The organism is Rothia sp. P7208 (assembly GCF_048512915.1).
Lineage (GTDB): Bacteria > Actinomycetota > Actinomycetes > Actinomycetales > Micrococcaceae > Rothia.
On record NZ_JBLXXW010000002.1, the window covers coordinates 203,699 to 218,173 of the forward strand.

Consider the following 14,475-nt stretch of genomic DNA (forward strand, 5'->3'; position numbering starts at 1 on the left):
TTAGGCTCAGAACAGCACAACCACATCAGGATTATCGCTAACCGATGGTTTCCTGAGATACGTCCGCATCAGATACTGGCTTATGCTCCTCATGACCAGCGTCTACGAGGTGGCTAGTACCTTCAGAGGAAAAGTTACGCTTGACCTCAGCAACCGCATTCTTCAATGCAGCTACAGTGCCGTCTTCAAGCTTTCCGGACTCGCTAATAGCGGTCAAGACGCCAGTGGAACGACGGAGGTAGTCGATGAACTCTTTCTCAAAACGGAGTACGTCAGAGACCTCAACGTCATCAAGGTATCCGTTCGTACCTGCCCAGATAGAAACAACCTGCTCTTCAACCGCGTACGGGGTGTACTGAGGCTGACGCAAAAGCTCCGTCAAACGAGCACCGCGAGTGAGCTGCTGTTTGGACGCATCGTCCAAGTCAGAAGCGAACATTGCGAAAGCTTCCATTGCGCGGAACTGTGCAAGGTCGAGTTTGAGAGTACCGGAGACTTTCTTCATGGCCTTGGTCTGTGCGGCACCACCCACACGAGAAACCGAGATACCTACGTCAACTGCAGGACGCTGGTTTGCGTTGAAGAGGTCAGACTGCAAGAAGATCTGTCCGTCGGTAATGGAAATAACGTTCGTAGGAATGAACGCGGAGACGTCATTTGCTTTGGTTTCGATGATGGGGAAACCAGTCATCGAACCAGCGCCTAGCTCGTCAGAGAGCTTTGCGCAACGCTCGAGCAAACGAGAGTGCAAGTAGAAGACGTCGCCGGGGTATGCTTCACGTCCTGGTGGGCGGCGTAGAAGCAAGGAAACAGAACGGTATGCTTCTGCCTGCTTTGACAAGTCGTCAAAGATAATCAAAACGTGCTTGCCACCGTACATCCAGTGCTGACCAATAGCAGAACCGGTGTAAGGTGCTAGGTACTTGAAGCCTGCTGCATCAGATGCAGGAGAAGCAACGATCGTGGTATATTCCAAAGCGCCGCGTGCTTCAAGGGTGCTACGTACTGCAGCGATAGTCGATGCTTTCTGACCGACAGCTACATAGATACAACGAACCTGCTTTTGAGGATCGCCAGATTCCCAGTTAGCTTTCTGGTTCAAAATGGTGTCGACGGCGATAGCGGTCTTACCGGTCTGGCGGTCACCAATGATGAGCTGACGCTGTCCGCGACCGATAGGAATCATTGCGTCAATAGCCTTAAGACCGGTCTGCAATGGTTCGTGCACAGACTTACGCTGGGTAACACCAGGTGCCTGTAGTTCTAGCGCACGGCGACCTTCAGCTTCGATAGGTCCCATGTCGTCGATGGGGTTACCCAGAGGATCAACAACACGACCAAGGTATGCGTCGCCTACGGGTACGGAAAGAACTTCACCGGTGCGGTGTACTTCTTGTCCTTCTTCGATACCGGTGAAATCGCCAAGGATAATAGCACCAATATCGCGGGTGTCTAGGTTCTGCGCCAAGCCAAGAGTGCCGTCTTCAAAACGAAGCAACTCATTAGCCATGACGGAGGGAAGACCCTCAATGCGGGCGATACCGTCAGATGCTGACGATACTCGACCCACCTCTACTCGTTCTACTTTGCCGGGTTCGTAAGACGCTGCAAACTCGTTTAGCGCGTTACGGACGTCGTCGGCGTTGATGGTCAAATCGGCCATCTTTTGTCCCTGCTCTCCTAATGTGTGGTTCTCCCCCACAGGTTGTGGGTGAAAACCGAAACTTGCTTTACGGTTGGCACGTTCTTCTAACCACCATGGTGAGAAGAAACGCACCTTCCATCTGTATCTGCTAAATCACTATTGCGTATGCAATCCGTAGTCTTAGGCAACGATAGAGCGGTTGAGCTCGTTCAGACGTGACTGGACGGTGCCGTCAAGAATCTCGTCTCCAACTTGAACCTTGAGTCCACCTATTACCTGAGGATCAACGGTGATGTCTAGCTTCAGTTCTTGTCCATAGGCTTGTGAAAGCCCACGGCGCAACTTTTCGATGTGTGCGTCGGTTAGAGGTCGGGCTGATACAACACGTGCAACCGAGCGTTTTTGACGTTTGACGATAATTTCAACGAATTTTTCTGCCAAACGTGCAGGTGTCATTCCGCGAGGTGCGACGCTCACACGTTCAATCAACAACTGGCCTTCAGCTGTTGCTGGAGAACCAGCAAGAGTGAGGGCAAGTTTTTTCTTTGCTTCTGGTAGTGCACGGTCGTCGGTAAGAGCGATCTGTGCTTGTGCAGAAGAATTCAAAGTGTTGATGAAAGTGAGTAGTTCATCAAGAACCGTCTCCAAAGTGTTGGCGCCTGCGCGTACCTCTGCAGCTTGAGCTGTTGCATCAACAGCCACATGCTCGAGAGCATCAGCTAAATCACGTTCAGCAGACCAACGTGCAGTTGCAGCCGCTACAAAAACGTTCAGTGCTGACTCTGAGACCTTACCGCGAAATACTTTCTGAACAATTCCTTCGCGTGCTTGTTCACTACGAGAAGGGTCGGTCAGAGCGCGTCGCAGACCGCCATCAGCGTCTAAGACGTCAACAACAGCAAACAGCTCTTTAGCAAGATAGTCAGGACTTACTGCACGCTGTGCAGTAAGAACCGCTTCCACCTTCTTCAGTGATTCAGTAGATACTCCTGCCATTACCGAGCTACACCTGCGTTCTGCTGCTCGGTTTCAAGGTCAGCAAGAAAACGATCTACTACACGAGCTGATCGCTCATCATCGTTAAGGGATTCGCCAACAATTTTGCCAGCCAAAGATGTTGCCAAAGTTCCTACCTCAGAGCGAAGAGAAACTAGAGCAGCTACACGTTCGGCTTCGATAGTCTTCTGTGCATTATCGGTAATGCGCTGAGCCTCAACAGTTGCACGTTCTTTGAACTCAGCAAGAATTGCTTCACCCTCAGTACGAGCTTCTTCGCGAATCTTCTGTGCTTCCAAACGAGCGCTTTCAAGCTGTTGGTTGTACTCTTCGCGTGCTGCGGCCGCTTCTGCCTGAGCTTTTTCAGCTTTAGCAAGACCGCCCTCAATAGCCTCTTTACGTTCCTGATAGATCTCTTCGAACATCGGGATAACGTATTTGGTAACGATGAGGAGGAGGATCAGGAACCCGATGAAGACAATGACCATTTCCCAAACGCTCGGGAAGAGAGGGCTAACGCTGTGCTCCTCTCCAGCAGCCATCAAATATGACATAGGGAAAATTCCTGTTCTATAGATTAGAGAATAAGGCGTGAGCCTTTATTACATAATGAACGCGAGAATGAGACCCAAAACTGCAAGTGCTTCAACCAAAGCGAAGCCCATGAAGAGCATTGGCTGAAGAGTGCGCTGTGACTCAGGCTGACGAGCAACGCTAGTCATGTAAGCAGCGAAGATTAGACCAACGCCAATACCGCCACCGATAGATGCAAGACCGTAGCCGATAACACTCAGGGAGCCTGCGATTGCCATGTTGTTTCCTTTCAACAGTGCTCGTTTGTGTTCTTGTTTCAACGAGCAGAGTTTTGATTATGTGGTGATTACCCGCATGTTACGGGATGCTATATCCTTCAAGCTCTTGATGAACTTGAGAAAACTTTTTTAGTGTCCTTCTGAAACTGAACCCTGAAGATAGACAGCTAGAAGCAACGTGAAGATGTACGCCTGAATGCACTGAATCATCAATTCAAGGAAGTAGAAGAACAAACCAAGAGCACCAGAACCGATAGCTGCAAGAGAACCAAATCCCCCCACCTCAACAATGAGGTACTGAGTCAAAGAAGCAGCAACCAAAATTGCCATATGCCCACCGAACATCGTCGCAAAAAGACGAAGCGCGTGTGTAACAGGACGAATCAGAAGATTTGAGAGGAACTCAATCGGCACAAGAATGATATAAAGAATGGGAGGAACACCAGAAGGCATGGTGAGATCTTTAAAGAAAGCCCCAAAGCCCTTGCGCTTAATACCTACACCAACCCATGTAAACCATGCGAAGCCTGCCATCACATAGGCTGCACCGGCGTGAGACATCGGAGGTAGCTGAATACCAGGAATAGAACCAAACAGGTTATTAACTAAGATGAAGAAAAAAGCAGTAAAAAGCAAAGGAACAAAGGGCTTATATGCCTGAGCACCGATGAGTTCTTTTGCTAGAGAGTTCCGAATAAAAAGATAACCACTCTCTGCAATGAATTGTTCACGTCCAGGAACCATCGCACGCTTGCGACCTGCATGCATAAAAAATGCTGCAACGATGACAACGGAAAGTATCACCAGCAGCATCTGCTTGCCGAAACCAAACGAACCAATCGTGAAAATATCGGGAAGATGAGTATCTTCAACCGTGGGAGGAACATATCCCGCGGCGGTAACAAGCCCGTTTACGATCAAGGCAAGTCCTTTCTTGCATCAAAGTATTTAGTCAAAATGACCGTGTACATATAAATTATGTTATTGAAAAATAATGTGTGACTCAATGAGGTAGCTAGCCACGGTTCGTCATGTGATACCAAACGAGGTAGAACCCTCCGGAAGCACCTACCAAGGCACCAGCAAAAACTAACCATCGAGTTCCTAAAAAGTGATCCAGCACAAAGCCTACCAAACTCCAGATAGCAATACCCAATATGACATAGAGCAAAGTCATGATTGCCCCAGCAATTCCGCCACCTGCAACAAGCTCTCCCGTAGTACGAAGCTTTTTATCGCCACGCCACCAAGGATTCTGTGCCTTACTCACTCTTCATTTCCTTCACACTTATTCCGACATTTACCTCAATCATGATCAGCAAAATACAAAATGCGCATTGCCATAATGCTCTTCATTGTCATCACTAACCACACCAACGTAACCATCAAAGCGCCAGATAACATCCAACCATTCGTCATCGTTTGCGGCAAAGGAACAACCAGTAGCAACATTGCACCAATCATTACTTTAATGACGTAACACACCACCATTTGGCGTGCCACGTTTGCCATCGAAACACGTTCAGCACGATGAGCCACAAGAACATCTACGCTAAACCATATATGAACGATGAGACTACCTACCAAAAAAGCTAGAAAACCCCAGCGCCCTTGAATAAGTGCTCCCACCATAATACCTGTGATCGTTACTGGAATAACAATTTTACTCACCGAAAAGAAAATGTTTTTCCAGACAGAGCTACTTTTGTTCATGAACAGAACCCTGCTCTTGAATCTCCTCACGAGATTCTTTTTTAAACTTCCTAATCAACTGCGGAGAAAACAAATACACACCAAGCAACACAAAAGTCAACAAACCAGCCCAGATAGCTTCCTGAGTTTCATACGGCAACGTCACAATAGCAAGCACTGAAATAAAAATAGTCAACAACGAAACGACTAAAGCACTCTGAACATGAGACAACCCAACATCCGTTAAACGCTGATAAGCATGCTGACGGTGAGGGCAATACCACTTCTCTCTACGATAGATACGCAACCAAAGAGTCACACCCGTATCTACCAAATACACCAAAACAGGAGATAACAAATACTCTAAATACACTCCAGAGAGAAAAGCGCCAACAGCCATTGACGCAATAGAACCACCTAAAAAGTAAGAACCAGAATCCCCCAAGAAAACATTATTTACACTTCTAAGATTCCACGGTAAAAATGCTAAATACGCCAGTGATAAAGCAGACCCACCAATAAACAACCAATTGAGATCATTCACCCAACCGGCATAAGCATAAAATCCGCCAACAATAAAACCGTGCAACCCAGAAATACCGTTCAGGCCGTCCATAAAGTTTGCAACGTTGATATAAGCGGCAATGGCCAAAACCGCTAGAGGAACCCACACCCACGATGTATGCAAAGAATAGGTCAGCAAAGATGTCACTACCACGCCGATAGCAAGTTGAATACCAAAACGCCAAAGAATAGGAACGCCTCGATAATCTTCGAGCCAACCAAGAATTACTGAACCAAGCATTCCCGCCAAAACAGAAAGTGCAACAGAACGGTCGATAGAAATCATGCCGAAAACAATCGCGAGAGTATAAGCGATACAGGTGCCAGCAGCAGCGGCAATACCCATCCCCCTCAATGTCTGACGGTGATGCGAAGAACGTTCAGTTGGAATATCCACCATGTTCCATTTTTTCAGCAAAGGAATAATTGCCCGTGGCAAGAAAAGACTCACCATAAAAGCGACGAAGGCAGGAACCCACATCATAATGTTTTCCACGACAACACCCCATTCTGAAAAGGCACGAGAGGATAACAGGTCATCCTATTTTCGCCCATACCCACGGTGATCAATATAGTTTTGACACCATTGCGCATAGTCTAAATCTGCTGGTGCAAACGGCGGAACATGAGCATGAGAAATATGTTTGTTCTTCTCGTTCGAAACGTTTTTCTCTTCTTTACTAAAAAGAACTTCCTCTAACTTTTCGCCGTCCCGCAACCCGGTGTATTGAATATCAAGATCAGGGCGCTTATACACATCAAGTATTTGCCGAGCAATTTTCTCGATGGGAACAGGCTGTCCCATATCCAGAACGAGAACTTCGCCACTATTGCCCAAGGCACCAGCAAGAAGGACCAACGCACATGCGTCATCAACCAACATGAAAAATCGGGTGGCTTTAGGGTCTGTCACCGTTAAAGGCTTACTATTACAAATCTGTTTCATAAATAGCGGTTTAACAGAACCTCTGGAACCAAAAACATTTCCAAAACGAACGGAAACATATTTTTTTCCGGTAGTTTTCCCGTACCAGCTACACAGTCTTTCAGCTGTACGCTTAGACTGTCCCAAAGCACTCTTCGGGTCAGCAGCTTTATCAGTAGAGATATTCACAAAAACATCAACCTCTACTTTAGATGCAGCTTCAAGAATGTTAAGTGTTCCTTGAACGTTAGTCTTCCAGCCCTCTTTCGGATTCGACTCAAGAGCAGCCACATGCTTCAACGCAGCAACATGAAAAACCACATGTGGACGATGTTCTTCAAAAGCCTTGTTCACAGCCTCAACGTCACGAATATCAGCAATCACGATACCGTCATCAGCTAGAGAACCAGAATATTTAATTCCATAAAGGGCCTCTAAAAGCAACGTCTCATCACGATCGAGCATGATTAATTTTTCTGGCTCATACTCCATAATCTGACGGCACAGCTCAGATCCAATAGACCCGCCAGCACCAGTTACAAGAACACGCTTACCCTGTAAATATTGAAAAATGTCCTGGCGATCAACGTTATAATCAACTTTTCCGCGTACAGACTCAATAATTCTACGATCTATTTCAAGCTCAGGATTTCTCATTAAAGGGTATTCATAATGGAGATTCCCATTCATTCCAGCCGTCACTCCAGCATAATGCAAAAAATCCACACCCAAACTTCGCATCTCCTCCGCAACCGTCTGATACCCCAGCGGCAATTCTTTCTTTGCACAAATAACGGCAGATGCGCCAAGCCTCGTCACCAAATGACGAAGATCTTCACGGGTTCCTCGAATAGGAATACCCTGAATACGATGATTACGTAACGAAGGATCATCATCAACAAGTGCAACAGGATGGTAGAGAGAGCTCGGGTCCGATAACAGGTTCGTCACTAATTGTTGCCCAAGAAAACCTGCACCATACACAATCACAGGAACTGCCTTATCAACAGGCGAACGATTCTGATATTCCTGAAGCATCCTCTTAAAATAACGGAACACTGACATAATAATCAGAGCAAAAGGCGCAACAATTAATATTGCTGAGCGAGGCACACCAATATGCCACGAAAACTGAATAAGAACAGCCTGAATAACTACCACAGCAGATAAAACGGTATACCCCAGAAGCTTCGTCTCTGCAAAAGAACCATACGGTAAACGATTACTGTACAAACCAACGGCATACCCAAATCCAAGCTGAATACTTAGAGCTATCACAGCAACGACAGAAAAACCGAATGGGTTAATCAGCTCAAAACTTCCATACCTCAAGAAGAACCCAATGAATAAAGCAGCAATCCAAGCACCAGCGTCCAAGGCCATACGGTAATAAATCCACCGCTGTTTATGGGCGTGCTCAAGGCATGCAGAAGAATCATGCACCATATCACTGGACATATCCGTCATGAACATTTTTCCTTCCGCAGGTTATTATCAGCCTGCCCGCTACCAATCAACGACCGAAAAGCCTTTTTACGTAATCCAACAGGAACAAAACGATACACTAGACGAACACCTAAATTCGTCACAAAATCAGTCTTGTTAATCATACCGCCGTTATAAAGAGTCTGTTGCACTTTCACATCCTTAGTAAAAGCACCCACACCACCACGACGGGTATATACACCAGCACCAGTACGATATTTCACCAAAGAATCAGCAATATTCTGGAACACAAAGCCAGCAGCATTCATACGGCTCCATAACCAATAATCCTCAGCTCCGGGGACTTCCTCATAACCCCCAACAGCCTCCACTGCAGACTTACGAAAAATCACCGTAGGATGAAACATCGGATTTCGATGAGCAAAAGCAGAACGAATCTGCTCAGAACCAAGAACAGCATGCCGTTCAGACTCAATATAAGAAGCATCCAAAGATACTTCAAACATCGACGAACCAAGCACCGCAACATTCTTGCCAACCAACTCAGGAAGCTGACGTTCAAAACGATGCGGTAAAGAAATATCGTCAGCATCAGCACGAGCCACTACATCATAGGAACACTCTTTAAGCCCCTCATTCAAAGCATTTGCAAGACCCGCATTACGAGGTAAGGAAACCACCTTAATCGGACACACCTCACCTTTTCGAGAACGAGCACACCAACGCTCAATTACCTCATCTAGCTCAGGTGTTAGAACACCATCTTTGACCAAAACAAACTCATCAGGAGCTCGATTCTGCTCAATCGTATTTGAGGCAATAGCACAGTCAAGGAAACGTGCATCATCACGAGAATAAGTGCTCATCAACACCGAAAACTTCTGCTCAGGCGAAGAACACGACACACACTGCTGACGAACATCTGAAAAATCATACGCCCCAGCAAGCACGTCCTGATTAGAACGAAAAGGCTTCAAAGAACTTTTAATACCATGATAGAAATAGCCGGCGTACTTTTTTTTCTTTGAAGTACGCAATAAAGTACTACACCATAGTCTTACCGTAGAACCGCTGTACAGCACTTTTTCTAAAGGAGTGAGCGTACGACAACGTGTAAACACCCATATCTTATTACGCACATCATTATAAAAACGTTTCCCGGGGTCAGCATCTGTTGTGCCGAAAGTCTTAGTATGGTGAACCACCACAGAATCAGCCACAGCAATAGCATGCCGATGATGAGCCAAACGCGTAGAATACTCAAAATCATCATTCCAGATGAAAAAATCAGCCCAAGGCAACCCCACACGACGCATCACAGCAGCGTCCATGAGCAACGACACAAAAGACCCAGAACGAATTGGACGCCCACCCACTTTTTGCGCCAACTGATGTTGACGACGAGTAGCCCCAAACATGGTACGCATCGTATTCATCGGATGGTCAAGACCGTTCTTCCACACCACACGAGAAGCAACAAAAGCAGGGCGTTCCGAACGAATCACCGAATAATCACGCCACGCACGATAACTGGCTAAAAGAGTATTTTCTAAAGGCTGAGTATCGTCGTCCATCACCCACACCAAATCTGCCTGATGAGTAAACAACGCACGATCAATACCAACAGCAAAGCCACCAGCGCCACCAGTATTTTTAGATAAATGAATAATATCTAAAGGAATGTCATATTCAAGGTTATCTAAATATGCAGCCGTCCCATCAGTAGAATCATTATTTACCACCACAACACAATCAGGACGGCAAGCACCCTGTCGTATTCCCTCCATGGTCATACGCAGAAGATCCAACCTGTTATAGGTCACAACGACCGCTACAATATGGTCCTGAGAACTCGTCGCTGAGTTAGGTACTCGTTGGGAGCTATGAAGATGCGACATTACCTCTAGACCATAACCTTTCTAGGATTCATACAACTCTAAGCACCTGCTAAGAGCTCAAATCGTCGATGCCCTCTACTTATCAGTATTGAACAACTCTAGCTAGTTTACTGAACATCAGACGGTGATACCCCTTTTATCACCCATAAGATACCTAAAAGGTTGCTGTGTCTGTTAGTGATTTTGCACCACTTATGATTATGTTAGGTATATCAGCCCGTCATTAACCTTATCGACGGGTCTAGAAAGGGGACATTGTGGCTGAGGCAAGCTGGAAAGTTATTGGAGCAAGCGGATTCGTCGGGTCGTCTATTATTGCACGTCTACAAGCAGACGGTATCGACAGCGACCCTATCGAAGCTCCTCGTCTTGCAACATCACAGACAAATCCGCAAGCACTCATCAAAGAAGCCTATAGGCTCGAAGGAATCATCAACTCTCTGGCTGATTCTTTTGCTGGAGCAGACGTCGTCATTAACGCATCAGGATTAGCTGCCCCACACCAACAAGAGTTAGCACCTCTCATCGGAGCCAACGCCCTGCTACCAGCAGTTATCGCTATTGCAGCCCAACGTACCGGTGTCAAAAGAATACTTCACATGTCATCTGCCGCAGTACAAGGTTCCTCCCCCGTACTCAACAACGAAATCAAAACCTCACCCTTCTCGGCATATTCTTTCTCAAAAGCACTCGGAGAAAAAGTACTCCTCATGCTCTTAGAAGAATCACAACAACACGCTCGCACACCAGAAATATGTATTATCCGTGCAACCAGTGTGCAAGGCTCAGGACGTAAAACCACAGAATCCTTTGCAAAAATTGCGTCTTCATTCCTCGGCTCAGTTGCCGGAACAGGTCAGCAATCCTCACCTGTTTCATCATCCTACGCATTAGCAGAATTCGTGTCCATGGTCGGTCAATTCCCTCAACGACTACCAGCAATCGTTGTTCAGCCGTGGGAAGGAAGCACCTGCTCCTCCGTTCTCATTGATGCTGGTCGACGACGCCCATTCACCCTACCTCATCAACTATGCCAAGGCATCATTAGAAGCGGCTACGCTTTCTCACGCCTTTTAGACGACCGTTTTCAAGGCACTGTACGCCGTGTAGAAGTCATGTGGTTCGGACAAAGAATAGATGACTCTTGGGCACGAAATCATGGGCTCCTTCCAGAACCAAGAATCCAAGAAGTCCTCAGAAGCGCTCATCTTGCCCTCGGACGTAAAAAGGACCGAAAATACCACTCCTCTTAAATGCCATAAAAACCCATAAGTATGGGGGGGCTTCTCACCTTGGTTACCTTGGTGAGAAGCCCCCCATACTTTTATAAGTACAACAGATTATTCTGTTGAATCCTCGTCTTCGACACCGTCAAACACCAACGAATGAGCCTGAGCAGTACTCAACGGCTTCGTCACAGTTGTATCTAACGGCTGACGGACAGAACGCACCGGCTGAGCCAAAGAACGACGCTGATCAATACCAGATACCGGTGAAGACTCCGAAACAAGACGTTCATGTAAACTACCCGAAGCCGGCACTGGTGCTTGACGATAACTAGGAGTATCCGACGACTCATCAGGCTCTAAAAAGTCATCATCAAGTTCAGAGAATTCATCATGATTCTCCTGAGGATCTTTCAACTGGCTACGAGACTCTAACTCAGCTTTCGTGACAATCTCCGGAACAACTTCACGTAAAGCATCAAGAGAAATAGCACCCTCACGAACAACGACAGCCTGCTCCCCCGTGCAATCCACAATAGTAGAAGCCACCGGAACAGTATGCTCAGCACCCTCACTGTTAAGAGCACGAGAACCAGCATCAAGAATTAGCTCAACATCGTCACCTAACTGGTCTAAAGCTTCTTGCGCGTCCACCGCGGCAGGACGACCTGTCTTATTCGCAGAAGACACCGCTAACGGGCCCGTTAAACGAAGCACATCAATAGCAACCTCATCGTCAGGAACACGAAGAGCGACAGTTCCTTGAGTATCCCCCAAATCCCAGTTCAAAGACGGCTGAGAGTAACAAATAATGGTGAGTGCACCGGGCCAAAACGCTTCTGCCAAAGCAGAAGCATTAGCAGAGAGCTCATCAGCAAGGCCAGGTAAAACAGAAGAACTATAAATCAACACCGGCGGAGGCATACGCCGTGAACGCCCCTTAGCAGAGAGTAACTTAGTAACCGCTTCAGGAGAAAACGCATCAGCACCGATACCATACACGGTATCGGTAGGAAGAACAATCGTTTTCTTCTCTTTAATAGCTTTCTGAGCAGCAGCAAGCGCCTCAGTACGGTTCTGTTCGGTATCGGTTGAATACAGGGTAGCTTTCACGTGGTTTATTCTCTCATGTTCTCAAAGAACTCTACGGATATTCTCTTAATTATTCTGCGAATAATTCGGTTTCTCACCGGCAGTATGTCGTGCACGAGAGGCTAAATCGTCAATAGATTCAATAGCGTTGAACCCTAAAGACTCAAAAGTCTCAACCATCACCTCACGCTGAGTCTGAGCATGCTCCATGATGCAATACCCACCAGGCTTCAGAAGTTCAAAAGCCCGAGAGGCAATAGCCCGCGGAATTCTCATACCGTCCTCACTACCACCATAAAGCGCCATATGAGGGTCGTGTTCACGGACTTCCACATCACACGGAATAGCGTTCTCAGGGATATACGGAGGATTACTAACAACAATATCGTAACTCCCCTCTTCTCCCTCGAGAGCATCTCTGGCATCAGCTTGCACCAAGCGAACGCCCGTTCCTTGAAGATTACGCTCCGCCCAAGCATACGCCAAATCGCTCAGCTCAACAGCTGTCACATCTACATGATGTCGTTCTGTTGCCAAAGCCGCCGCAATAGCACCAGAACCAGTACACAAATCAAGAATACGGATAGGAGAATCTATAACAGAACGTAACCTATCCACACGCCCTAAAGCGTGTTCGACAAGAAGTTCTGTTTCAGGACGAGGAATAAAAACACCAGGCCCAACAGACAATTTAAGAGAACGGAAATACGCAACACCGGTAAGATGCTGCAACGGAATCCGCTCAGCCCGTAAAGACACCAGTTTCTCGTATCCGACAGGAACAGACGCACCCACTAACGCTAAGGCTTGAACTCTCCCGCGAGAAATAACCTCTCCGGTTTCTTGTTCCAGAAGATGCGCTACAAGTAGCTGAGCATCAGCCTCAGCCTGATCAATTCCAGCTTCTGCTAAGTGCGCCGATGCCCGACGAAGAGCGGAATCAAGCTCCTCATCGGGCATAAGCATAAACTCTGAACTCAAGAATCTAGTTCTCTTCCTGACCTAACTGCTCCAAACGAGCCGCCTCGTCCATGGCAATAGCAGACTGAACTACCGCTTCGAGGTCTCCGTTAAGTACCGCATCAAGGTTATAGGACTTATATCCAGTACGGTGATCAGCAATACGGTTCTCAGGGAAGTTATAGGTGCGGATACGTTCAGAACGATCCATGGTACGCACCTGAGAATGACGCTTTTCAGCATTCTCAGCATCAATCTGTTCTTGCTGCCATGCCAGAAGACGAGCACGCAACACACGCATCGCCGCTTCACGGTTTTGAATCTGAGACTTCTCATTCTGCATAGCTACCACAATGCCAGTAGGCAAGTGAGTAATACGCACAGCAGAGTCTGTTGTGTTCACTGACTGACCACCAGGACCAGAAGAACGATACACGTCAATCTTCAAATCATTCTGGTTAATCTCAATTTCTTCAGGCTCATCCACTTCAGGGAATACCAAAACACCGGCAGCTGAAGTGTGAATACGTCCTTGAGACTCAGTAGCGGGAACACGCTGAACACGGTGCACACCGCCTTCGTACTTGAGATGTGCCCAAACGCCCTCTGCAGGGTCTGTTGACTGCCCTTTAATAGCAACCTGAACATCTTTATAACCGCCGACGTCGGTGCTCGTCGAAGAAATAATCTCTGTCTTCCAACCCTTAGACTCAGCATAACGAGAATACATGCGTAACAAGTCTGCAGCGAAAAGACTTGCTTCGTCTCCGCCTTCTCCGCCTTTGACTTCAAGGATGACGTTACGTCCATCGTCAGGGTCACGAGGAATGAGAAGACGGTGTAATTTTTCGGAGGCCTCGTCAAGTTGTTGTTGTAGAACAGGGACTTCTTCAGCGAAGTCTGGGTCTTCGGAAGCCATTTCTTGAGCTGCTTGCAAGTCTTCAGTCAAAGTGTTGACACGATGATAAGCCTCAACGATACCGTTCAACTCAGAATAGCGTCGCCCCAGTTTACGGGCTTTACCCTGATCTGCGTGAACTGCTGGGTCTGCTAGTTGTTTCTGAAGATCAGCATGCTCATCAAGCAGAGACTGAATTTCGTACAAAATATGCCTTCTTTACTATCCGCGAGAGCGTCCATCCCTCGACTTTTAGTGCAAATAATAGTGGTCGATATGATACGTGTGTGCCGTCTCATCGAAAGACGGCACACACCAACT

Annotated in this window: 14 protein-coding genes; 1 reads left to right on the forward strand and 13 read right to left on the reverse strand. The window is 47.1% G+C overall.

Translation table 11 applies throughout. From position 1 onward, the window contains the following. Window positions 1-37: 37 nt before the first annotated feature. The 10 genes from atpA to ACN084_RS04215 form a co-directional block, all read right to left on the reverse strand. Window positions 38-1,663, reverse strand: a complete 1,626-nt coding sequence (atpA, locus tag ACN084_RS04170; RefSeq protein ID WP_419106038.1) for a F0F1 ATP synthase subunit alpha — start codon at window positions 1,661-1,663, stop codon at window positions 38-40. 162 nt (window positions 1,664-1,825) lie between these two features. Then, window positions 1,826-2,641, reverse strand: a complete 816-nt coding sequence (locus tag ACN084_RS04175) for a F0F1 ATP synthase subunit delta (protein ID WP_419105986.1) — start codon at window positions 2,639-2,641, stop codon at window positions 1,826-1,828. Then, window positions 2,641-3,195, reverse strand: coding sequence for a F0F1 ATP synthase subunit B (locus ACN084_RS04180; protein WP_419101472.1), 555 nt, complete (start codon window positions 3,193-3,195; stop codon window positions 2,641-2,643). The genes ACN084_RS04175 and ACN084_RS04180 overlap by 1 nt, the downstream gene beginning before the upstream one ends. Before the next feature lie 48 nt (window positions 3,196-3,243). Next, window positions 3,244-3,453, reverse strand: a complete 210-nt coding sequence (gene atpE / locus ACN084_RS04185) for an ATP synthase F0 subunit C (protein ID WP_419101473.1) — start codon at window positions 3,451-3,453, stop codon at window positions 3,244-3,246. A 129-nt stretch (window positions 3,454-3,582) separates the two neighbouring features. Further along, complete coding sequence (gene atpB, locus ACN084_RS04190; RefSeq protein WP_419101474.1) at window positions 3,583-4,374, reverse strand: F0F1 ATP synthase subunit A; 792 nt, start codon at window positions 4,372-4,374, stop codon at window positions 3,583-3,585. Window positions 4,375-4,468: 94 nt separating this feature from the next. Next, window positions 4,469-4,723: a hypothetical protein gene (locus ACN084_RS04195; RefSeq protein ID WP_419101475.1), complete on the reverse strand. Its 255-nt coding sequence runs from the start codon at window positions 4,721-4,723 to the stop codon at window positions 4,469-4,471. Between the two features lie 35 nt (window positions 4,724-4,758). Further along, complete coding sequence (locus tag ACN084_RS04200; protein WP_419101476.1) at window positions 4,759-5,124, reverse strand: hypothetical protein; 366 nt, start codon at window positions 5,122-5,124, stop codon at window positions 4,759-4,761. Between the two features lie 28 nt (window positions 5,125-5,152). Further along, the gene (locus ACN084_RS04205; RefSeq protein ID WP_419105987.1) at window positions 5,153-6,205 is read right to left on the reverse strand and encodes an MraY family glycosyltransferase; all 1,053 of its coding nucleotides are present in this window, start codon (window positions 6,203-6,205) and stop codon (window positions 5,153-5,155) included. A 45-nt stretch (window positions 6,206-6,250) separates the two neighbouring features. Continuing rightward, window positions 6,251-8,101, reverse strand: coding sequence for a polysaccharide biosynthesis protein (locus ACN084_RS04210; protein WP_419105988.1), 1,851 nt, complete (start codon window positions 8,099-8,101; stop codon window positions 6,251-6,253). Then, window positions 8,098-9,978 (reverse strand): glycosyltransferase, encoded by a 1,881-nt coding sequence (locus ACN084_RS04215; protein ID WP_419105989.1) that lies wholly within the window; start codon window positions 9,976-9,978, stop codon window positions 8,098-8,100. The genes ACN084_RS04210 and ACN084_RS04215 overlap by 4 nt, the downstream gene beginning before the upstream one ends. A gap of 257 nt (window positions 9,979-10,235) precedes the next feature. On the opposite strand from ACN084_RS04215, the gene ACN084_RS04220 reads away from it, so the two are divergent. Continuing rightward, entirely contained in the window at window positions 10,236-11,231 is a 996-nt protein-coding gene (locus ACN084_RS04220; protein ID WP_419105990.1) for an NAD-dependent epimerase/dehydratase family protein, read from the forward strand. 87 nt (window positions 11,232-11,318) lie between these two features. Here ACN084_RS04220 and ACN084_RS04225 read toward each other — a convergent pair whose 3' ends face one another. Genes ACN084_RS04225 through prfA form a run of 3 tightly spaced genes read right to left on the reverse strand, consistent with a single transcriptional unit; the run spans window position 11,319 to window position 14,361 of the window. After that, window positions 11,319-12,317: an L-threonylcarbamoyladenylate synthase gene (locus tag ACN084_RS04225; protein ID WP_419105991.1), complete on the reverse strand. Its 999-nt coding sequence runs from the start codon at window positions 12,315-12,317 to the stop codon at window positions 11,319-11,321. A 45-nt stretch (window positions 12,318-12,362) separates the two neighbouring features. Then, window positions 12,363-13,277: a peptide chain release factor N(5)-glutamine methyltransferase gene (gene prmC, locus ACN084_RS04230; protein ID WP_419105992.1), complete on the reverse strand. Its 915-nt coding sequence runs from the start codon at window positions 13,275-13,277 to the stop codon at window positions 12,363-12,365. A 4-nt stretch (window positions 13,278-13,281) separates the two neighbouring features. After that, window positions 13,282-14,361 carry a peptide chain release factor 1 gene (gene prfA / locus ACN084_RS04235; RefSeq protein WP_419101483.1) on the reverse strand — a complete coding sequence of 360 codons (1,080 nt, stop codon included), beginning with the start codon at window positions 14,359-14,361 and terminating at the stop codon, window positions 13,282-13,284. Window positions 14,362-14,475 lie beyond the last annotated feature (114 nt).

Excerpts from the sequence above, each read along its gene's own strand:
- ACN084_RS04210 (WP_419105988.1), bottom strand. The coding sequence starts at position 8,101 with ATGACGGATATGTCCAGTGATATGGTGCATGATTCTTCTGCATGCCTT.
- atpE (WP_419101473.1), bottom strand. The coding sequence starts at position 3,453 with ATGGCAATCGCAGGCTCCCTGAGTGTTATCGGCTACGGTCTTGCATCT.
- ACN084_RS04215 (WP_419105989.1), bottom strand. The coding sequence starts at position 9,978 with ATGTCGCATCTTCATAGCTCCCAACGAGTACCTAACTCAGCGACGAGT.
- ACN084_RS04180 (WP_419101472.1), bottom strand. The coding sequence starts at position 3,195 with ATGTCATATTTGATGGCTGCTGGAGAGGAGCACAGCGTTAGCCCTCTC.
- atpA (WP_419106038.1), bottom strand. The coding sequence starts at position 1,663 with ATGGCCGATTTGACCATCAACGCCGACGACGTCCGTAACGCGCTAAAC.
- ACN084_RS04175 (WP_419105986.1), bottom strand. The coding sequence starts at position 2,641 with ATGGCAGGAGTATCTACTGAATCACTGAAGAAGGTGGAAGCGGTTCTT.